This window comes from Pseudomonas sp. PS01300 (assembly GCF_029960155.1).
In the GTDB taxonomy this organism is placed as follows: Bacteria; Pseudomonadota; Gammaproteobacteria; order Pseudomonadales; family Pseudomonadaceae; genus Aquipseudomonas; species Aquipseudomonas palmensis.
Genome location: NZ_JASCPN010000053.1, coordinates 18575 through 38428 on the forward strand (window position 1 = coordinate 18575; position 19854 = coordinate 38428).

General features: G+C 65.3%; 17 protein-coding genes. 10 read left to right on the forward strand and 7 right to left on the reverse strand.

Going from position 1 to position 19854, the window contains the following annotated elements; all coding sequences use genetic code 11:
• Positions 1–8: 8 nt before the first annotated feature.
• The 4 genes from QMX96_RS20895 to QMX96_RS20910 all read right to left on the reverse strand — a co-directional run bounded on the left by QMX96_RS20895 (position 9) and on the right by QMX96_RS20910 (position 4898).
• Positions 9–1001: a lysylphosphatidylglycerol synthase transmembrane domain-containing protein gene (locus QMX96_RS20895; protein WP_054914811.1), complete on the reverse strand. Its 993-nt coding sequence runs from the start codon at positions 999–1001 to the stop codon at positions 9–11.
• On the reverse strand, positions 998–1771 hold the full coding sequence (locus tag QMX96_RS20900) for a polysaccharide deacetylase family protein (RefSeq protein WP_282362331.1): 774 nt from the start codon (positions 1769–1771) through the stop codon (positions 998–1000). The genes QMX96_RS20895 and QMX96_RS20900 overlap by 4 nt, the downstream gene beginning before the upstream one ends.
• Positions 1764–2888, reverse strand: a complete 1125-nt coding sequence (locus QMX96_RS20905; RefSeq protein ID WP_116052210.1) for a glycosyltransferase family 1 protein — start codon at positions 2886–2888, stop codon at positions 1764–1766. The genes QMX96_RS20900 and QMX96_RS20905 overlap by 8 nt, the downstream gene beginning before the upstream one ends.
• A 135-nt stretch (positions 2889–3023) precedes the next feature.
• On the reverse strand, positions 3024–4898 hold the full coding sequence (locus tag QMX96_RS20910) for a methyl-accepting chemotaxis protein (protein WP_043862131.1): 1875 nt from the start codon (positions 4896–4898) through the stop codon (positions 3024–3026).
• A gap of 169 nt (positions 4899–5067) precedes the next feature.
• Between QMX96_RS20910 and QMX96_RS20915 the strand changes: the two genes are divergently transcribed.
• Positions 5068–6540, forward strand: a complete 1473-nt coding sequence (locus QMX96_RS20915) for a helicase HerA-like domain-containing protein (protein WP_043862132.1) — start codon at positions 5068–5070, stop codon at positions 6538–6540.
• Here QMX96_RS20915 and QMX96_RS20920 read toward each other — a convergent pair.
• The 3 genes from QMX96_RS20920 to QMX96_RS20930 form a co-directional block, all read right to left on the reverse strand.
• On the reverse strand, positions 6511–7698 hold the full coding sequence (locus QMX96_RS20920) for a kelch repeat-containing protein (RefSeq protein ID WP_282362332.1): 1188 nt from the start codon (positions 7696–7698) through the stop codon (positions 6511–6513). The genes QMX96_RS20915 and QMX96_RS20920 overlap by 30 nt on opposite strands.
• 145 nt (positions 7699–7843) lie before the next feature.
• Positions 7844–9316 (reverse strand): inorganic phosphate transporter, encoded by a 1473-nt coding sequence (locus tag QMX96_RS20925; RefSeq protein WP_043862134.1) that lies wholly within the window; start codon positions 9314–9316, stop codon positions 7844–7846.
• Between the two features lie 327 nt (positions 9317–9643).
• Positions 9644–9844: a hypothetical protein gene (locus tag QMX96_RS20930; RefSeq protein WP_043860747.1), complete on the reverse strand. Its 201-nt coding sequence runs from the start codon at positions 9842–9844 to the stop codon at positions 9644–9646.
• 343 nt (positions 9845–10187) lie between these two features.
• Here QMX96_RS20930 and pcaR point away from each other — a divergent pair, with 343 nt between their 5' ends.
• The 9 genes from pcaR (at position 10188) to pcaC (ending at position 19764) form a co-directional block, all read left to right on the forward strand.
• On the forward strand, positions 10188–11063 hold the full coding sequence (gene pcaR, locus QMX96_RS20935; protein ID WP_173925037.1) for a pca regulon transcriptional regulator PcaR: 876 nt from the start codon (positions 10188–10190) through the stop codon (positions 11061–11063).
• 284 nt (positions 11064–11347) lie between these two features.
• Positions 11348–12694: an MFS transporter gene (locus tag QMX96_RS20940; protein WP_043860748.1), complete on the forward strand. Its 1347-nt coding sequence runs from the start codon at positions 11348–11350 to the stop codon at positions 12692–12694.
• 238 nt (positions 12695–12932) lie between these two features.
• A complete protein-coding gene (locus QMX96_RS20945; protein WP_043860749.1) occupies positions 12933–13793 on the forward strand; it encodes a CoA transferase subunit A in 861 nt (286 codons plus the stop codon).
• Positions 13790–14569, forward strand: a complete 780-nt coding sequence (locus QMX96_RS20950) for a CoA-transferase subunit beta (protein ID WP_043860750.1) — start codon at positions 13790–13792, stop codon at positions 14567–14569. The genes QMX96_RS20945 and QMX96_RS20950 overlap by 4 nt, the downstream gene beginning before the upstream one ends.
• A complete protein-coding gene (gene pcaF, locus QMX96_RS20955) occupies positions 14566–15771 on the forward strand; it encodes a 3-oxoadipyl-CoA thiolase (protein ID WP_173925075.1) in 1206 nt (401 codons plus the stop codon). Before QMX96_RS20950 ends, pcaF begins: the two co-directional genes overlap by 4 nt.
• Positions 15772–15891: 120 nt before the next feature.
• Positions 15892–17181, forward strand: coding sequence for an MFS family transporter (locus tag QMX96_RS20960; RefSeq protein WP_282362334.1), 1290 nt, complete (start codon positions 15892–15894; stop codon positions 17179–17181).
• Positions 17182–17193: 12 nt separating this feature from the next.
• Complete coding sequence (locus QMX96_RS20965; protein ID WP_282362335.1) at positions 17194–18558, forward strand: 3-carboxy-cis,cis-muconate cycloisomerase; 1365 nt, start codon at positions 17194–17196, stop codon at positions 18556–18558.
• An 11-nt stretch (positions 18559–18569) separates the two neighbouring features.
• Positions 18570–19361: a 3-oxoadipate enol-lactonase gene (pcaD, locus tag QMX96_RS20970; RefSeq protein ID WP_054914805.1), complete on the forward strand. Its 792-nt coding sequence runs from the start codon at positions 18570–18572 to the stop codon at positions 19359–19361.
• A gap of 10 nt (positions 19362–19371) precedes the next feature.
• Positions 19372–19764, forward strand: a complete 393-nt coding sequence (gene pcaC / locus QMX96_RS20975) for a 4-carboxymuconolactone decarboxylase (RefSeq protein WP_043860755.1) — start codon at positions 19372–19374, stop codon at positions 19762–19764.
• Positions 19765–19854 lie beyond the last annotated feature (90 nt).

The following is a 19854-nucleotide window of genomic DNA, read 5'->3' on the forward strand; positions in this document are numbered from 1 at the left end:
ACGCGTGTCTACCGCCGTGCCAGGCGCAACCGCTCCAGCAGCGGCTTGCCCAGCAGGCAGACGAACACCGGGCCGCCCACCACCAGATAGAAGTAGTACGTCACCACCCGCCATATCAGAATCGCCGCTGCTGCGGTCGACTTGCCCACCATGGGCGTCAGCAGCGTCGCCGAGGTCAACTCCGCCGCGCCAGCCCCGCCGGGCAACAGGCTGAACTGGCCGGCACTCAGGGCGAGCATCTGCACCAGAAAGCTCGACACCCACTGCAGGTCTGCCCCCAGCCCGCGCAACACCAGATACAGCACGCTGTAGCGCAACGCCCAGTGCAGGCAGGTGAGCCCGAACACCAGTGCCAGTACCCGCTTGGGCAGGCGCCAGGTGGCGGCAAACGCGCGAAAGAAGTGCAGCACCTTGCGCGCCCAGCGTCGGCACGTGGCGTCACGCACCTTCAACCGCCGCAGCAGACGGCCCATCGCACGCATCAACCCGCGGCGCCAGCGCAGTATCGCCAGCCCCGCCAGCAGGGCGGCGAACATCATCAGCGCACTGGCCAGCAGCATGCCCTGCATGCTTGCGCTAAAGCGGTGGAACAGCATGTAGATGACAATCCCGAACATCGCGCACAGGAAGAACACCAGGTCATTGAGCTGGTCCATGGCGAACACCGCGCTGCTCTGGGCCGGGCGCACCCGGTGCCTGGCCAGCAGGGCCACCAGCGCCAGTGGCCCGCCGCTGCCGCCGGGGGTGGAGCAGATGGCGAACTCGGTGGCCATGATCACCCCCAGGCTGCGCACCCGCCCCAGCGCCGCCCCCTGGGTGCCGAGCAGCAGACGCAGGCGCAGGGCGTTGATGCACCAGCACAGCACGATCATGCCGAACAACCCCATCAGCAGCGCCAGCGGGAACCGCTGCAGGCGCGGCAGCAGGTCGCTGCCGCCCAGCAGCGTCGGTACCAGCAGCGCCAGCAGCAGGGCCAGCGTGAGCCAGCCCAGGCGAGTCATGCGCCGGGCCTGCTGGCCAGCCAGGCCATCTTGGTCATGGGGGTACGGCCCTGCTGCAGCAGTTGCTGCAGGGTGTCGAGCCAGTAGCGGCGCGAATAGGCATGGCGCATGTCCACCGGGTGCAGCCCGAGGCGGATCGTGGCCGCCTGGTGCAGGCGTGCCCGGCGCGCCTCGCTGAGCACTTTCGACAGCCCGCGGCGCCAGGCACTGCGGGCGCTCCACACCAGCCCCGGGGCGTCGATGCGGCTGAAGTCGGGCAGGCGGAACAAGTGCTGCGGGTCGCTGGTGTAGTGCAGCGGGGTTTCGCGCAGGGCCTGGCGAGTGCCTTCGCTCATCAGCCAGGCCGGGGCAACGAAGCCGGTCAGCGGCCAATCGCAGGCCTGGAACAGCTCGATCCCGGCATTCAGGCGATGCAGCGCCTGGGCCTGGCCCAGGGCGTAGAACTCACCCTCCCAGGTATAGATGCGGCGCATGAAGTACTCGCGCGGCGAACGTGGCGGCGGACCGTCGTCGGCATGGTAGTAGCCATGCAGGGCCAGTTCGTCGCCCCGGCTCAGTCGCCGCTCCAGCACCTGGCGAAAGGCCGGGGCCTGCTGCACAGGGTTGCGCCGGTGGAAGTCGGGTACCACCAGCAGGGTCATGGGGATGTCGCCCAGGGCGTCGACGGCTTCGACGAAGGGCTGGTAGTCGGGCCAGGTTTCCGGGGCCACGTCGTGCAGCACCAGCAGCACGCTGGGGTGCTGGTTGTGCAGGTCAGGCTGTTCAGGCATGGGCGCGCACCGGTTGCTCGTGATGGCCCAGCACGGCCCGATAGTGTTCGAGCAGGCCGCCGACCACTGTGTCCCAGGCGTAGTGCTGTTCGGCATGCCGGCGTGCCTGCTGCCCCAGTTGCGGTGCGCCGGCCTCGAACAGCTCGCGCACGGCGGCGGCCATCGCCTGGCCGTCGTTGGGCGTGCACAGCCGGCCGTAGCTCGGTTCGACGATTTCGGTAAAGGCCCCGGCCGCTACCGCCACCACCGGGATGCCGCTGGCCATGGCCTCGAGTATCACCAGCCCGAAGGTCTCCTGGTCGCCGGCGTGCAGCAGCGCATCGGCACTGGCCAGCAGGCGGGCGACCTGGGTGGCCGGGCAGAAGTGGTTGATGATGGTGACGTTGGCCGGCACGTTGCTGGGCATGTGCGAACCCACCAGCAGCAGGTGATAGTGCTTGCCCAGGCGTTTCATGCAGTCCAGCAGCACGGGCAGGTTCTTCTCCCGGGAGCCGCGCCCGGCGAACACCAGCAGGCGCGTGGTGTCGGCCAGCCCCAGTTCGGCGCGCAGGCCGGGGTCGCGATGATCGGGGTGGAAGGTCTGCAGGTCCACCCCGAGGCGCTGTACATGCACATTGCCGATGCCCAGCCCGCGCAGCTTGTCAGCCATCACCTGGCTGGGCGCCAGCACCCGGTCGAAGTTGCCGTACAGCTTGCTGACATAGGCTTCGACATTGGGCGTGAACCAGTGGCCCATGCGGTTGCCGACCAGCAGCGGCAGGTCGGAATGATAGAACCCGATCACCGGCACATCGAGCTGGCGCCGTGCATCGAGCGCGGCCCAGGCGGTGAGGTAGGGGTCGCCCACTTCGATCAGGTCCGGTTGCAGGTCATGCAGCACGTTGCGCCAGGGCGCCAGACGCAGCGGGAAGCGGTAGCCGTTGCCGAAGGGCAGGGCGGGGGCAGGCACCTGATAGATGCCATTGGCATGGCTGGCGCTGGCGCCGGGGATCAGCAGGCTGTGGCGAACGCCGGGGTTCAGGCCCAGGCGGCGGTGTTTGGCATCAAGATAGGTACGCACACCGCCACTGGCGGGGGCGTAGAACATGGTGATGTCAGCGATGTGCACGATCAGCATCCCTCCGAGACCGTCTTCAGGTTGTCATCGCGCATGGATATGCGGTGGATGACGCGCCCTAGGGTGGACCTCAGTGAAGGATAGTTTGTTCGATCATGTTGCGCGCCCCGCGCGCCACCCCCCCGGCGCGCGCGGTCAGATGCGGAAGGTACCGACCAGGTGCTTGAGGCGGCCGGCCTGCTGTTCCAGGTCGGAACAGGCACGCAGGGTGGCCTGCAGGTTCTCCACGCCTTCCTGGTTGAGCATGTTGATTTCGTTGATGTCCATGTTGATCGACTCGACCACCGAGGTCTGCTCTTCGGTGGCGGTGGCCACCGACTGGTTCATGCCGTCGATCTCGCCGATACGCAGGGTCACGCTGCCCAGGCGTTCGCCGGCCTGGTTGGCGATCGAGACGCTGTCCTGGCTGTGGCGCTGGCTCTGGCTCATGGTGTCGACCGACTCGCGGGCGCCGACCTGCAGCTCTTCGATCATGCTCTGCACCTGTTGTGCCGACTCCTGGGTACGGTGGGCCAGGTTGCGCACTTCATCGGCCACCACGGCAAACCCGCGCCCGGCTTCACCGGCACGGGCCGCCTCGATGGCCGCGTTGAGGGCCAGCAGGTTGGTCTGTTGCGAGATGCTGGTGATCACTTCGAGAATCTGACCGATGTTCACGGTCTTGCTGTTGAGCGTCTCGATGTGCGAGCTGGAAGTGGAGATGAGGTCCGACAGACGGTTCATCGCCTGGATGCTGCGGTCTACCACCTGCTGGCCCTCTTCGGCCAGGTGGCGTGCAGAGCTGGCCTGCTGCGAGGCTTGCGCGGCGTTATGGGCGATTTCCTGGGCAGCGGCGCCCAGCTCGTTGATCGCGGCGGCCACGCTGTTGGTGCGGTTGGCCTGCTCGTCGGAGTTGACCATCGAGGAGTTGGAGGCGCTGACCACGCGCAGTGCCACTTCGTTGACCTGCTGGGTGGCCGAGGACACTTCGCGGATCGAGCTGTGGATACGCTCGACGAAGTGGTTGAAGGCGCGGCCCAGGGTGCCGAATTCGTCGTTGCTGTGGATGCTCAGACGCTTGGTCAGGTCGCCTTCGCCCTGGGCGATGTCTTCCATGGCGCGGGTCATGATGTGCAGCGGTTGCAGCAGCACGCGGATGAGCATGCCGAGCAGGGCGATGATGATGGCCACCGCAATCACGGTGACGATCACCGCCGAGGTGCGGAACTTGCTCAGCATCGCGTAGGCTTTTTCTTTATCGATCGAGAGACCGATGTGCCAGTTGGCCGATGGCAGGCCTTTGACCGGTGCGAAACTGAGGATACGGGTCTGGCCGTTGTTCTCGACCTCGGTCAGTTCCTTGGTCAGGCGCGGGGTGTTGTTCGGGTACAGGTCCGACAGCGACTTCATCACCAGGTCCTTGTCCGGGTGCACCAGGATCTTGCCTTGGTCGTTCACCAGGAACGCGTAGCCCATGCCGCCGAAATTCAGGGAGTTGATGATCTTGACCAGGGCGTCCAGCTCCATGTCGCCACCGACCACGCCCAGTTCGCGCGACACTGTGGCGTTCATGCCGATCACCATCTTGCCGGTACTGATGTCCAGGTAGGGTTCGGTCAGGGTCGGGCCGTTGGCCGCCATGCTGTCCTTGTACCAGTCGCGGATGCGCGGATCGTAGCCGTCAGGCATCTGGATCACCGGGCGCACGGTGAAGCCGCCGTCGGTCTTGCCCATGTACACCGTGATGAAGCTCGACGCCAGCACCTTCTGGTCCAGCAGCGAATCGAGGTTGCCGGGAGCTGCCGCGATGTTCTGTGCCAGGTTCTCTACCAGCAGCAGGCGTCCTTCGAAGAGGTTTTTGATGTTGGTCGAGGCGGCATCGCCCATTTCGCCGACATAGTTTTCCAGATCTTCGTGAATCGCATTACGCTGCAGGTAATCGTTGTAGAGAGTAAAGAGGGTGAAGGCCACAAGGACGATCAGGGAAGCAGCCAGCAAGATCTTATGGCTGAAACGGAAGCTTTTATTCATGGCGTATTGGGTCCGCTAAGGTCTTTATATCCGGGTCATTCGCACAAAGGCATCTTGAAAGCAGTGCAGTTCCCATGTCCTTGTCGGGCTTTTCCTGACTTTCTGGGTGAAACATCAACACTTGGTATCGGCCGAGTACTACTAAAGCTTGAACAGAGGGTGAAAAAACATGCCTGACTCTTCGCAGTTCATTCTCGGTGCGGACCTGGCGGGGCAGCCGGTGTGCCAGGCCATGCGTCTGGCCAACCGTCACGGACTGGTTGCCGGGGCCACCGGCACCGGCAAGACCGTGACCTTGCAGCACCTGGCCGAGGCCTTCAGCGATGCCGGCGTGGCGGTGTTCGCTGCCGACGTCAAAGGCGACCTGTGCGGCCTGGGTGCGGTGGGCAACCCGCAGGGCAAGGTGGCCGAGCGGATTGCCGGCATGCCCTGGCTCGAGCATCGGCCGCAGGCGTATCCGGTGACCCTGTGGGATGTGCACGGCAAGTCCGGGCACCCGTTGCGCACGACCTTGAGCGAAATGGGCCCGTTGCTGCTGGGCAACCTGCTCGAACTCAACGACAGCCAGCAGGCGGCGCTGTATGCGGCGTTCAAGGTGGCCGATCGCGAGGGCCTGTTGCTGCTGGACATCAAGGACCTCAAGGCGCTGCTCGGCCACCTCAAGGACAACCCGCAGGTGCTCGGCGAAGACAGTGCGCTGATGACCAGCGGTTCCAGCCAGGCCCTGTTGCGGCGCCTGGCGACCCTGGAGCAGCAAGGGGCCGAGGCTCTGTTCGGTGAGCCGGCGTTGCAGTTGCCAGACCTGCTGCAGCCTGCTGCCGACGGGCGCGGGCGCATCCACCTGCTCGATGCCAGCCGCCTGGTGCACGAGGCGCCGAAGGTGTACGCGACCTTCCTGCTGTGGTTGCTGGCGGAGCTGTTCGAGCAGTTGCCCGAGCGTGGCGATGCGGACAAGCCTCTGCTGGCGCTGTTTTTCGATGAGGCGCACCTGTTGTTCAGCGGCACGCCCAAGGCCTTACAGGATCGTCTGGAACAGGTGGTGCGGTTGATTCGTTCCAAGGGGGTGGGGGTGTATTTCGTGACTCAGTCGCCGGGCGACCTGCCGGACGATGTGCTCGCCCAGCTCGGCCTGCGTATCCAGCATGGCTTGCGTGCGTTCACGGCCAAGGAGCAGAAGTCGCTGCGGGCGGTGGCCGATGGGTTTCGGCCGAACCCGGCGTTCGACACCCTGGCGGTGCTGACCGAGCTTGGCATTGGCGAGGCGTTGGTGGGCACCCTGCAGGACAAGGGCACGCCGGGCATGGTCGAGCGGGTACTGATCGCGCCGCCGCAATCGCGCATCGGGCCGTTGAGCGAGGCCGAGCGGGCGGCGCTGATTGCGGCGTCGCCGTTGCAGGGGCGCTATGACAAGCCGATCGATCGGGAGTCGGCGTACGAGATATTGATGGCGCGCAAGGGGCAGGTGCCATCGGCGCAGCAGGCGCCGGCCGAGGAAAGCCTGGCCGACAAGGCCGGGGAGTTCTTGCAGAGCGCGGCGGGGCAGGCGATCAAGTCGGCGGTGCGCCAGGCGGCCAATCAGTTCGGACGGCAACTGGTGCGGGGCTTGATGGGCTCACTGCTGGGGGGCAGCAAGCGCCGCTGACAAGGCGTCGAGGCAGTGGAGTTGCCGGTTCGCCGGCAGGTTCTCAAGCGGGCCCGAAGGCACCGAGCCGGTACCCTGCGCAGGCTCGGCAGGTTGTGCCAAGGGGCCGCAGCAGTGCTCGCAGCTTCGTGTATAGGCCGTGTCGGGTGTGAGCAGTTGGCCTGCGCACAGCAGCACGCCCTGATCGCCGGGCAGCAGCGTGGCGCTGTGGGAGAAACGCGGTTCGTTCAGCTCGCTGCCCAGCACCCATGCATCCTTGCGTGGGTCGTACAGCTCGGTGCTGGGGCGGTAGGGCAGTCTGGTATGGCCGGCCAGCAGCAGCCGACCATCGGGCAGCAGCGTGGCGGTGTGCCCCTGGTGTCCACGCTGCATGGGCGGACCACTTCGCCAGGTATCGGCTAGCGGATCGTACAGAAACGATTCCAGTGCACTTTCACCAAACGGAATGCAGGTGCCGCCCGCCACCATCACCTGGCCATTGTTCAGCAGCGTGGCCGTATGCTGCATGCGGGGGGCAGGCAGTGGCGTGGTCGGCTCGAACCGCCCGGTCTGCGGGTCGAAGAGTTCGCAGTGGGCCAGTGCCTGGTCGGGGGCATAGCCGCCGATAATCAGCACCTTGCCGGAGTCGAGCAACGTGGCGCTGTGGGTCATGCGTGCCTGACTGCGCTCACCGAGCTGATGCCACTCGTCGCTGGCGACGTCGTACAGCTCGACGATGTCGAGCACTTTACCGGTGTCGCCCTTGAGGTGGTTGCCGCCGATGACAAGCACCTTGTTCGTGCCGCCCCACAGTGACGTAGCGGTGTGGCTGAAGCGGGCAACCTGGAGGCTGCACAGCGTTGTCCAGCATGAGCGGATGGTGTCGAAACGCTCGACGTGGTCGCTGGCTTCTCCGGTTTGCGAGCCGCCCACCAGCAGAAAGGACCCGTCGTCCAGAATGACCGTGAGTTGCGAGAATGCCGCCTTCTGCTTGGGGGGTTGTTGCTTCCATTCGCGCTGGTCAAGGCTGAAGCGCTCCACGCTGTCGGTGGCAAGCCCGCCATTGGTGATGCCGCCGGCAACCAGCACATCGCCATTGGGCAAACGCATGGCGCTGTGCAGGGCCCGGGCGATGTGCATGGCGCCAGCGCAAGCGTGGATAGGGTCGTCCTTCGACATGTGCATTCTCCTTGTCGGCGTGAAAAGGAGGGTGCGCTGCAGGTGGCCCATCGTCTACTGGCATAAATGACAGTGCGTTTGCGCAGGGCCATGAAAAAAGGGCCAGCCAACTGAATGGCTGACCCTTCTGCGGTACTGCGTTATTTCAACCGATGGCTTTGGACGCCAACCAGAACAACCCCGCCGACAAGGCGATGGTCGCTGGCAGGGTCAGCACCCAGGCCAGCAGAATGGTGCGCACGGTGCCGCCTTGCAGGCCGCTCTTGTTCGCCACCATGGTCCCGGCCACACCCGACGACAGCACGTGGGTGGTCGACACCGGCAGGCTGAAGATGTTGGCCGCGCCAATCGCGCAGGCTGCGGTGATCTGCGCCGACATGCCCTGGGCATAGGTCATGCCCTGCTTGCCGATCTTTTCGCCAATGGTCAGTACCACACGCTTCCAGCCCACCATGGTCCCCAGGCCCAGGGCCAGGGCCACCGCCAGGATCACCCAGAACGGCGCGTACTCGGTGGTCGCGGTCAGGTCACGACGCAGTTTGTCCAGGTCGGCCTTTTCACGTGCTTCCAGGCCTGGCAACTTGCTGACCTTTTTCGCCGTGTCATCCAGGCACAGCAGGTAACGCCGCACTTCCACGCGCTTCTCGGCAGTCAGCGAATGGTAGTCCGCCACGCCGTTGAGCGACTGCTGCAGCGCGGTGATGGTCGGCTCGGTCTGTTGCGGATTGCAGCTGAACTGCTCCGGCAGGTCACCGGCCTTGGCCTTGCCCAGTGCCAGGAATTCGCCCAGGGTTTCGCTGTTGCGCTGGTAGAACTGGCTCAGGTGCAGGGTCGCGTCACGGGTACGTTCGATCTGGTAGGTAGTGCTGTTCAGGTCCAGCACGAACTGCGCCGGTACGATGCCGATCAGCACCAGCATGATCAGGCCGATACCTTTCTGACCATCGTTGGAACCGTGCACGAAGCTGACGGCCATGGCCGAAATGACCAGTACCAGGCGGTTCCAGAACGGCGGGTGCTTCTTGTCGTCGAGCTTGCGGCGCTGTTCAGGCGTCTTGTGCATCTTCGACAGCGGGCGCCACCACTTCAGGCCGATCAGCACCAGCGCGGCCACGGCAAAGCCGGCCATGGGCGAGAGCACCAGCGACATGCCGATGTCGATTGCCTTCTGCCAGTTGACCCCGTCACCCAGTGGAATGTCGTTGAGCAGCGCGTTGGCCAGGCCCACGCCCAGGATCGAGCCGATCAGGGTGTGCGAGCTGGACGCCGGGATGCCGAAGTACCAGGTACCCAGGTTCCACGCGATGGCCGCGGCCAGCAGCGAGAAGACCATGGCCAGGCCATGCCCGGTGTTCACATTGATCAGCAGCTCCACCGGCAGCAGGTGCACGATGGCATACGCCACCCCGACTCCGCCCAGCAGGACGCCAAGGAAATTGAACACGCCGGAAAAGAACACGGCCAGGTGCGGCGGCATGGCTTTGGTATAGATGACAGTCGCTACCGCATTGGCGGTGTCATGAAAGCCATTGATGAACTCGAAGGCGAGCACGAAGGTCAAGGCGAGCAACAGGCTCACCAGTACCCAGGCATCAAGTCCGCTGAATAAATCGATCATGAAGGAATTCTGACCCGGTCATAAGGGGGCGCGATTATGCCAGAAATCCTGGGTAATCGATGCACTAGGTGCTGACCGGTCGGGGCGCTTTTGCGGGGGGGCAGGGCACTGCAGGAGGGGAGGGTAATCAAGAAAGATCGGCAAAAATCAGAAAAAATAACGCGAACGGTCAAGAAAAAACCGATGTTTTCCACGGCTGAATAATTCAAACGACCGTATTAAATTTGTGAGATTACGTAACGGTTTCATCTTCGACGCCGCAAGGGTCGCCCAAGGCACCGTCTTCGTGCCGGTGCCGTGCCCAGGGGCGGGCGCTTTGTCCGAGGGTCAGGGCTCCTGTGGGCTGAGCTCCTTTTCGATCTTTTGCAGTTCCACGGCAAATGCCTGGTCCAGCAGGCTGGCACGTTTGCGCCAGGGTTTGCGTTCGGGGTCTGGTTGGGCGGCGTATGTGGTGACTTCTCCGCCATAAACGTCCTTGTAACGTTGTTCCTGGCGCTCGAGTTCAGCGCGCAGTTCATCTTTCGTCACAGTGTTTCCTGAAGTTGGAGTTGATGCCGATTTCAACACAAGCACGTTTAACCCGACGACAGCGGCACAGGCCATTGTGTCGAGCGTCTATATAAGACGAGGGTGATTGCAGTTGAATGGCTGTTTTACACCTTCTGTCGGGGCCTGTCAGCCCGGCAGAAGCAAAAACGGCCTTGCTGGTGGGCAAGGCCGTGCCTGGGACTTCTACGGTGGGTACCTGACCAGTCTCTCCAAGAAGCCACATGTGGCAGGCGAAAGGTATAAGCAATTGTAGGTATCGGTCAATTGCGATTATCGGCCGATGGTTCGATAATCGCCCAAGTGAAGTTTGCCGAGGTGAGTCATGAGTGAAGAAACAGGGGGCAAGGGCCCAGGCCTGAACGACAACGTGCGCAGCTCTTTCGCTTCGTTGGCGCCGCCCATCGTGGCCTCGCCGGCCAAGCGCATCCAGGCGTTCACCGGCGACCCGGATTTCATGACGTCGCTGGCGCGAGGCCTGGCGGTGGTGCAGGCGTTCCAGGAGCGCAAGCGGCACCTGACCATCGCCCAGATCAGCCACCGCACCGAGATCCCGCGCGCGGCGGTTCGCCGTTGCCTGCACACGCTGATCAAGCTCGGCTATGCCACCACCGACGGGCGCACCTATTCATTGCTGCCCAAGGTGCTGACCCTGGGTCATGCCTACCTGTCCTCGACGCCATTGGCGGTATCGGCGCAGCCGTACCTGGACCGCATGAGCGACCAGTTGCACGAGGCCTGCAACATGGCCACCCTCGAAGGTGACGACATTCTCTACATCGCCCGCTCGGCGACGGTGCAGCGCCTTATTTCGGTGGACCTGTCGGTGGGCGGGCGCCTGCCGGCCTATTGCACCTCGATGGGGCGCATCCTGCTGGCGGCGCTGGACGACGCCACCCTGCACGAATACCTGGAGCACGCCGACCTGCAGGCCAAGACCAGCCGTACCGTGCACGACCCGGCAGCCTTGCTGGAAATCCTCCAGCAGGTGCGCGAGCAGGGCTGGTGCGTGGTCGACCAGGAGCTGGAGCAGGGCCTGCGTTCGATCGCGGTGCCGGTGTACGACGCCTCCGGCCAGGTGCTGGCGGCGCTGAACATCAGCACCCACGCCGGGCGGGTGAGTCGCAGCGAGCTGGAGCAGAAGTTCCTGCCGATCATGGTGGCGGCCAGCCGCGACCTGAGTACCCAGCTGTTCAGTTGAATGCGCCGAGCGGTTCCTGTTCGATAAACGCACAGTCTTGCGTTTATCGAATTGCGCTGCGTCGCGCGCCTTATTAATGTCCCTCGCATCAAGTGGCCCCTGACGGCCTCCAATAATAATGAGCGAGAGAACACCCCATGACCTGCACCCTGTCCTGCTTCAGCCTGTACCTGCCCGCCTGCCGGCTGCACGGTAGCTGACCCTTTCCAAAAGACCCGTACCCGACCGTCTGTGCCGTTCACGCGCGCACCCGCACACTCGCGCGCATCTTCTGGATAAAAACAATGAATAGTCCCCAAGCTGCTGTTGGAAACTGCCTGGATGTGCAGTCGTTCATCAATGCCCAGCCGTTGTCGCGTTACCAATGGCGGGTGGTCATCCTGTGCTTTCTGATCGTGTTCCTCGACGGCCTGGACACCGCCGCAATGGGCTTCATTGCCCCGGCACTGTCCCAGGACTGGGGCATCGACCGCGCCAGCCTGGGCCCGGTGATGAGCGCCGCGCTGATCGGCATGGTGTTCGGTGCGTTGGGCTCGGGGCCGCTGGCCGACCGTTTCGGGCGCAAGGTGGTGCTGGTGGGCGCGGTGTTGCTGTTCGGCGCGTTCAGCCTGGCCTCGGCCTATGCCACCAACGTCGACCAGTTGCTGGTGCTGCGCTTTCTGACCGGCCTGGGCCTTGGCGCCGGCATGCCGAACGCCACCACGCTGCTGTCCGAATACACCCCCGAGCGGCACAAGTCGTTGCTGGTCACCAGCATGTTCTGCGGCTTCAACCTGGGCATGGCCGGTGGCGGGTTCATTTCCGCCAAGCTGATCCCGATGTTCGGCTGGCACAGCCTGCTGCTGATCGGCGGCATCCTGCCGCTGCTGCTGGTGGTGGTACTGATGGTGTGGCTGCCGGAGTCGGCGCGTTACCTGGTGGTGCGCAACAAGGGCACCGACCGGGTACGCCGCACATTGGCGCCGATCGAGCCGGGCATCGTCAACCAGGCTGCCAGCTTCAGCGTGCCGGAACAGAAGACGGTCAAGGCGCGCAACGTGTTCGCGGTGATCTTCTCGGGCACCTACAGCGTCGGCACGCTGCTGTTGTGGCTGACCTATTTCATGGGCCTGGTGATCGTCTACCTGCTGACCAGCTGGCTGCCCACGCTGATGCGTGACAGCGGCGCGAGCATGGAGCAGGCGGCGTTCATCGGTGCGCTGTTCCAGTTCGGCGGCGTGCTCAGCGCGGTGGCGGTAGGCTGGGCGATGGACCGCTACAACCCGCACAAGGTGATCGGCACCTTCTACCTGCTGGCCGGGGTGTTCGCCTACGCGGTGGGCCAGAGCCTGGGCAACATCACGCTGCTGGCGACCCTGGTGCTGATTGCCGGCATGTGCGTGAACGGGGCGCAGTCGGCGATGCCGTCGCTGGCGGCGCGCTTCTACCCCACCCAGGGCCGCGCCACCGGCGTGTCGTGGATGCTGGGCATCGGCCGGTTTGGCGCGATTCTCGGGGCCTGGATGGGCGCCACGTTGCTGGGCCTGGGCTGGAACTTCGAACAGGTGCTGACGGCCCTGGTGATCCCGGCCGCGATCGCGACGGTGGCGGTGGTGATCAAGGGTGTGGTGAGCCACGCTGACGCGACCTGACCGGCTGGCAGTAGCGCCCCTATCGCGGGTCAAGCCCGCTCCCACATGGATCTCCACCGTACCTGTGGGAGCGGGCTTGACCCGCGATGGTTTGTGGATCCTTAGCACAACAACAATACGTTCGATAATCGAACGCTATGGCGATTATCGGATTGTACGGCCCAATGCGCCGCCTTAATCTGAGCTCATGCCGGTGCCGCCCAGAGGCACCTCTGAAACCGCTCTCCAGGAGTCTGCAATGGCTGAAATCCTCTCGCTCCACGACGCCGTGAAGCAGTTCGTCAACGACGGCGACAGCGTCGCCCTCGAAGGCTTCACGCATTTGATCCCGACCGCCGCCGGGCACGAAATCATTCGTCAGGGCAAGAAGGATCTGACCCTGGTGCGCATGACCCCCGACCTGATCTACGACCAGCTGATCGGCGCCGGCTGTGCCCGCAAGCTGATCTTCTCGTGGGGCGGCAACCCGGGTGTCGGTTCGCTGCACCGCCTGCGTGACGCGGTCGAGAAGCAGTGGCCGCACGCCATGGAAATCGAAGAACACAGCCACGCCGACCTCGCCAACGCCTACGTTGCCGGTGCCTCGGGCCTGCCGTTCGCGGTGCTGCGCGCCTACGCCGGCTCCGACCTGCCCAAGGTCAACCCGCTGATCAAGAGCGTGACCTGCCCGTTCACCGGTGAGGTGCTGGCCGCCGTGCCGTCGGTTCGCCCGGACGTCACCGTGATCCACGCGCAGAAGGCCGACCGCAAGGGCAACGTGCTGCTGTGGGGCATCCTGGGTGTGCAGAAGGAGGCCGCCCTGGCCGCCAAGCGCTGCATCGTCACCGTGGAAGAGATCGTCGACGACCTCAACGCGCCAATGAATGCCTGCGTGCTGCCCACCTGGGCACTGTCGGCCGTGTGCCTGGTACCGGGCGGGGCGCACCCGTCCTACGCGCACGGCTACTCCGAGCGTGACAACCGCTTCTACCAGGCCTGGGACCCGATTGCCCGCAGCCGTGAGACCTTCACCGCCTGGATCGACGAATACATTCGCGGCACCGCCGACTTCCCTGCCTTCAAGGCAAAACTGGCCAGCGCTTCGGAGGCTGCACAATGAGCTACTCCACCAATGAAATGATGACCGTTGCCGCTGCCCGCCGCCTGCGCAACGGCGCCGTGTGCTTCGTCGGCATCGGCCTGCCGTCCAAGGCCGCCAACCTGGCACGCCTGACCTCTTCGCCCGACGTGGTATTGATCTACGAATCGGGCCCTATCGGCGCCAAGCCAACGGTACTGCCGCTGTCCATCGGTGACGGCGAGCTGGCCGAAACCGCCGATACCGTGGTGCCCACCGGCGAGATCTTCCGCTACTGGCTGCAGGGCGGGCGCATCGACGTGGGCTTTCTGGGCGCCGCCCAGGTCGACCGTTTCGGCAACATCAACACCACCGTGGTCGGCGACTACCACCAGCCCAAGGTACGCCTGCCGGGTGCCGGTGGCGCACCGGAAATCGCCGGCTCCGCCAAGACCGTGCTGATCATCCTCAAGCAGTCCTCGCGCGCCTTCGTCGACAAGCTCGACTTCATCACCTCGGTCGGCCACGGCGAAGGCGGCGACTCGCGCAAACGCCTGGGCCTGCCCGGTGCTGGCCCGGTGGGCATCATCACCGACCTGTGCATCATGGAACCTGAAGCCGGTAGCAACGAATTCGTGGTCACCTCGATTCACCCGGGTGTGACCCGCGAGCAGATCGTCGCCGCCACCGGCTGGGCGATCCGCTTTGCCGACAGCGTCGAAACCACCGTGGCGCCGAGCGAAGTCGAGCTGACTGCGCTGCGCGACCTCGAAGCGCGCACCGCGGCCGCCCACGGCCAAGCGCCGGGAGAAGCCTGATGCGTGACGTATTCATCTGCGACGCGATTCGCACCCCCATCGGCCGCTTCGGCGGCGCCCTGGCCGGCGTGCGCGCCGACGACCTGGCGGCGGTACCGCTCAAGGCGCTGATCGAGCGCAACCCCACGGTGCAATGGGACCAGCTCGACGAAGTGTTCTTCGGCTGCGCCAACCAGGCCGGTGAAGACAACCGCAACGTGGCGCGCATGGCCCTGCTGCTGGCCGGGCTGCCCGACAGCGTGCCGGGTGTGACCCTCAACCGCCTGTGCGCCTCGGGCATGGACGCCATCGGCACGGCGTTTCGCGCCATTGCCAGCGGCGAGATGGAGCTGGCGATTGCCGGCGGCGTCGAGTCGATGTCCCGTGCACCGTTCGTGATGGGCAAGGCCGAAAGCGCCTACTCGCGCAACATGAAGCTGGAAGACACCACCATCGGCTGGCGCTTCATCAACCCGCTGATGAAGGCCCAGTACGGCGTGGACGCGATGCCGCAGACCGCCGACAACGTGGCCGACGACTATCAGGTATCGCGCGCCGACCAGGATGCCTTCGCCCTGCGCAGCCAGCAGCGCACCGCCAAGGCCCAGGCCGCCGGCTACTTCGCCGAAGAGATCGTGCCGGTGCGCATCGCGCACAAGAAGGGCGAGACCGTGGTCGAGCACGACGAACACCCGCGCGCCGATACCACCCTCGAAGCCCTGGCCAGGCTCAAGCCGGTCAACGGCGCGGACAAGACGGTCACCGCCGGCAACGCCTCGGGCGTCAACGACGGCGCCGCGGCGCTGATACTGGCATCGGCCGAGGCGGTGCAAAAGCATGGCCTGACCCCGCGCGCGCGCGTGCTCGGCATGGCCAGTGCCGGCGTTGCCCCCCGGGTAATGGGCATCGGCCCGGTGCCGGCGGTGCGCAAGCTGATCGAGCGCCTGGGCGTGGCGGTCACCGATTTCGACGTGATCGAGCTCAACGAAGCCTTCGCCAGCCAAGGCCTGGCCGTGCTGCGCGAACTCGGCATTGCCGACGACGCGCCGCAGGTCAACCCCAACGGCGGCGCCATTGCCCTGGGTCACCCGTTGGGCATGAGCGGCGCACGCCTGGTGCTGACAGCGCTGCACCAGCTGGAGAAATCCGGCGGGCGCAAAGGCCTGGCGACCATGTGCGTGGGTGTCGGGCAGGGCCTGGCCCTGGCCATCGAGCGCGTGTAAATCAATGACCCCGCTGCTGCGACCTCCACGCAAGGTCGGGGCAGCGGGGTGATTGTTCTGTGGAACGTGAGTGTTACCGAGTGTGTCTAGACTTCAGACATCCTCCCAGAGTGAATTGCCATGACTTCAATCCATTACACCGGCGAAGAACGCAGCAAACGCATTTTCGCCATCGTCGGTGCCTCCTCGGGCAACCTCGTGGAATGGTTCGACTTCTACGTCTATGCCTTCTGCGCGATCTACTTTGCCCCGGCTTTCTTCCCCTCCGACGACCCGACGGTGCAGCTGCTCAACACCGCCGGCGTGTTCGCCGCCGGGTTCCTGATGCGGCCCATCGGCGGCTGGCTGTTCGGCCGTGTGGCCGACCGCCACGGGCGCAAGAATTCGATGATGATTTCGGTGCTGATGATGTGCGCCGGCTCGCTGGTGATCGCCTGCCTGCCGACCTACGCCAGCATCGGCGCCTGGGCACCGGCGCTGCTGTTGCTGGCGCGGCTGTTCCAGGGCCTGTCGGTGGGCGGCGAATACGGCACCACCGCCACCTACATGAGCGAGGTGGCCCTGCGCGGTCAGCGCGGTTTCTTTGCTTCGTTCCAGTACGTGACCCTGATCGGCGGCCAACTGCTGGCGGTGCTGGTGGTGGTGATCCTGCAGCAACTGCTCACCGAAGATGAGCTGCGCGCCTGGGGCTGGCGCATCCCGTTCGTGGTGGGTGCCATCGCGGCGGTGATCTCGCTGTTCCTGCGTCGCTCGCTGGAAGAGACCAGCAGCGCCGAAACCCGCAACGACAAGGATGCCGGCAGCCTCGGCGGCCTGTTCCGCCACCACAAGGCGGCGTTCATCACCGTGCTTGGCTACACCGCCGGCGGCTCGCTGATCTTCTACACCTTCACCACCTACATGCAGAAGTACCTGGTGAACACTGCGGGCATGAGCGCCAAGACCGCCAGCTTCATCATGACCGGTGCACTGTTCCTGTACATGTGCATGCAGCCGCTGTTCGGCATGCTCTCGGACCGCATCGGCCGGCGCACCTCGATGCTCTGGTTCGGCGCCCTGGGCACCCTGTGCACGGTGCCGATCCTGCTTACCCTGAAAACCGTCACCAGCCCGTTCCTGGCCTTTGTGCTGATCACCCTGGCGCTGGCCATCGTGAGCTTCTACACCTCGATCAGCGGGCTGGTCAAAGCCGAGATGTTCCCGCCGCAGGTACGTGCGCTGGGCGTGGGCCTGGCCTACGCGGTGGCCAACGCGATCTTCGGCGGCTCGGCCGAATATGTGGCACTGGGGCTCAAGTCGCTGAACATGGAAAACGCCTTTTACTGGTACGTTACGGTGATGATGGCGATTGCCTTCCTGTTCAGCCTGCGCCTGCCCAAGCAGGCGGCGTACCTGCACCACGATCATTGAGAAGGACCACCGATGAACCAACGTCCGGGCAATCAGCTGTTCGATGCCTACTTCACCGCGCCGGCCATGCGCGCCGTGTTTTCCGACCGTGGCCGGGTGCAGGGCATGCTCGATTTCGAAGCCGCGTTGGCCCGCGCCGAGGCGGCGGTGGGGCTGATCCCGCAGGTGGCGGTGGCACCGATCGAAGCGGCCTGCCAGGCCGAGCGCTATGACTTCGCGGCCCTGGCCGAGGCCATCGCGGTGGCCGGCAACTCGGCCATCCCGCTGGTCAAGGCGCTGGGCAAGGTGATTGCCAGCGGCGTGCCCGAAGCCGAGCGCTTCGTGCACCTGGGCGCTACCAGCCAGGATGCGATGGACACCGGGCTGGTGCTGCAATTGCGCGATGCCCTGGGCCTGATCGAAGCCGACCTGGCGCGCCTGGCCGACAGCCTGGCGCACCAGGCGCTGCAGCATGCCGACACGCCGCTGGCCGGGCGCACCTGGCTGCAACATGCAACGCCCGTGACCCTGGGCATGAAGATCGCCGGCTGGCTCGGTGCACTCACCCGTCACCGTCAGCGCCTGCAGGAGCTCAAGCCGCGCCTGCTGAGCCTGCAGTTCGGCGGCGCCTCCGGCACCCTGGCGGCGCTGGGCAACAAGGCATTGCCGGTGGCCGAGGCGCTGGCCGGGCAGCTCAGGCTGAGCCTGCCCGAGCAGCCCTGGCATACCCAGCGTGACCGCCTGGTGGAGCTCGCCTCGGTGCTGGGCATGATCGCCGGCAGCCTGGGCAAGCTGGGACGCGATGTGAGCCTGCTGATGCAGACCGAGGCGGCGGAGGTGTTCGAGCCTGCTGCGCCGGGCAAGGGCGGCTCGTCGACCATGCCGCACAAGCGCAACCCGGTGGGCGCGGCGGTGCTGATCGGCGCCGCTACCCGTGTACCGGGGCTGGTGTCCACGCTGTTCGCGGCCATGCCCCAGGAGCACGAGCGCAGCCTGGGCCTGTGGCATGCCGAATGGGAAACCCTGCCCGAGATCTGCTGCCTGGTGTCCGGCGCCCTGCGCCAGGCCCAGGTGATTGCCGAGGGCCTGGAGGTGGATGCTGCGCGCATGCGCCGCAACCTCGACCTGACCCAGGGCCTGGTGCTGGCCGAGGCGGTCAGCATCGTGCTGGCCCAGCGACTGGGCCGGGACACCGCACACCACCTGCTGGAAACCTGCTGCAAGCGTGCGGTGGCCGAACAGCGTCAGCTGCGCGACGTGCTGCGCGACGATCCGCAGGTGACTGCCGAGCTGTCGGCGGACGAACTCGACCGCCTGCTCGACCCTGCTCATTACCTGGGCCAGGCCCGCGTGTGGGTGGCGCGGGCGGTGGCTGAACACCAACAATTCAAGCGTTGAAGGAGGCCGTTGTGGCTAGCGTACAACTCGCTGATGGCGTACTGAACTACCGGCTCGACGGGCCCGAGGGCGCACCGGTGCTGGTGCTGTCCAACTCGCTGGGCACCGACCACACCATGTGGGACCCGCAACTGCCGGCATTTGCCGCGCATTTTCGGGTACTGCGCTACGACACTCGCGGGCATGGCCAGTCGCTGGTGACCGAGGGGCCGTACAGCATCGAGCAACTGGGGCGTGACGTGCTGGCACTGCTGGACGCGCTGAAGATCGAGCGGGCGCATTTCTGCGGCCTGTCCATGGGCGGGCTGATCGGGCAGTGGCTGGGCATCCATGCCGGCGAGCGCCTGAACCGCCTGATCGTGTGCAACACCGCAGCCAAGATCGGCAACGACGAGGTATGGAACCCGCGCATCGACATGGTGCTGCGCGACCGCGAGGCGGCGATGGTGGGGCTGCGCGACGCCTCCATCGAGCGCTGGTTCACCAAGGCCTATGCGCAGGCCAACCCGGACCAGGCCAAGCGCATCACCGACATGCTGGCGGGCACTTCGCCCGATGGCTATGCGGCCAACTGCGGCGCGGTGCGCGATGCGGACTTCCGGGACCAGCTGGGTGAGATCAAGGTGCCGCTGCTGGTGATTTCCGGCAGTGCCGATGCGGTCACGCCGCCGGCTGGCGGGCGCTTCATCCAGGAGCATGTGGTGGGTGCCGAGTATGCCGAGTTCCAGGCGGCGCACCTGTCCAACGTTGAAGTCGGCGCGCCGTTCAGCCGCCGCGTGATCGATTTTCTGCTGGCCCGCTGAGGAGTAGGTTGTGGACGAAAAAGAACGTTACGAGGCCGGCATGCAGGTGCGGCGTGCGGTACTGGGCGATGCCCATGTGGACCGCAGCCTGAGCAACCTCACCGAGTTCAACGGCGAGTTCCAGGAAATGATCACCCGGCACGCGTGGGGCGATATCTGGACGCGGCCGGGGTTGCCACGCCATACCCGCAGCCTGATCACCATCGCGATGCTGATCGGCATGAACCGCAATGAAGAGCTGAAGCTGCACTTGCGGGCAGCGGCGAACAATGGCGTGACCCGCGAAGAGATCAAGGAAGTGCTGATGCAGAGCGCGATCTATTGCGGGATCCCGGCGGCCAATGCCACGTTCCACCTGGCGGAGTCGGTGTGGGATGAACTGGGCGTCGAATCCCGCGCCTGATCTTGCTGGCCTCATCGCGGGTCAAGCCCGCTCCCACAGGTTCACCGCTGCCTTGAGGCTGGTGCATACCTTGTGGGAGCGGGCTTGACC

Bases quoted from the DNA above. Each gene is read 5' to 3' on its own strand.
- QMX96_RS20895 (WP_054914811.1), bottom strand. From the start codon at position 1,001: ATGACTCGCCTGGGCTGGCTCACGCTGGCCCTGCTGCTGGCGCTGCTG.
- QMX96_RS20900 (WP_282362331.1), bottom strand. From the start codon at position 1,771: ATGCCTGAACAGCCTGACCTGCACAACCAGCACCCCAGCGTGCTGCTG.
- QMX96_RS20905 (WP_116052210.1), bottom strand. From the start codon at position 2,888: ATGCTGATCGTGCACATCGCTGACATCACCATGTTCTACGCCCCCGCC.
- QMX96_RS20910 (WP_043862131.1), bottom strand. From the start codon at position 4,898: ATGAATAAAAGCTTCCGTTTCAGCCATAAGATCTTGCTGGCTGCTTCC.
- QMX96_RS20915 (WP_043862132.1), top strand. From the start codon at position 5,068: ATGCCTGACTCTTCGCAGTTCATTCTCGGTGCGGACCTGGCGGGGCAG.
- QMX96_RS20920 (WP_282362332.1), bottom strand. From the start codon at position 7,698: ATGTCGAAGGACGACCCTATCCACGCTTGCGCTGGCGCCATGCACATC.
- QMX96_RS20925 (WP_043862134.1), bottom strand. From the start codon at position 9,316: ATGATCGATTTATTCAGCGGACTTGATGCCTGGGTACTGGTGAGCCTG.
- pcaR (WP_173925037.1), top strand. From the start codon at position 10,188: ATGAGTGAAGAAACAGGGGGCAAGGGCCCAGGCCTGAACGACAACGTG.
- QMX96_RS20940 (WP_043860748.1), top strand. From the start codon at position 11,348: ATGAATAGTCCCCAAGCTGCTGTTGGAAACTGCCTGGATGTGCAGTCG.
- QMX96_RS20945 (WP_043860749.1), top strand. From the start codon at position 12,933: ATGGCTGAAATCCTCTCGCTCCACGACGCCGTGAAGCAGTTCGTCAAC.
- QMX96_RS20950 (WP_043860750.1), top strand. From the start codon at position 13,790: ATGAGCTACTCCACCAATGAAATGATGACCGTTGCCGCTGCCCGCCGC.
- QMX96_RS20960 (WP_282362334.1), top strand. From the start codon at position 15,892: ATGACTTCAATCCATTACACCGGCGAAGAACGCAGCAAACGCATTTTC.
- QMX96_RS20965 (WP_282362335.1), top strand. From the start codon at position 17,194: ATGAACCAACGTCCGGGCAATCAGCTGTTCGATGCCTACTTCACCGCG.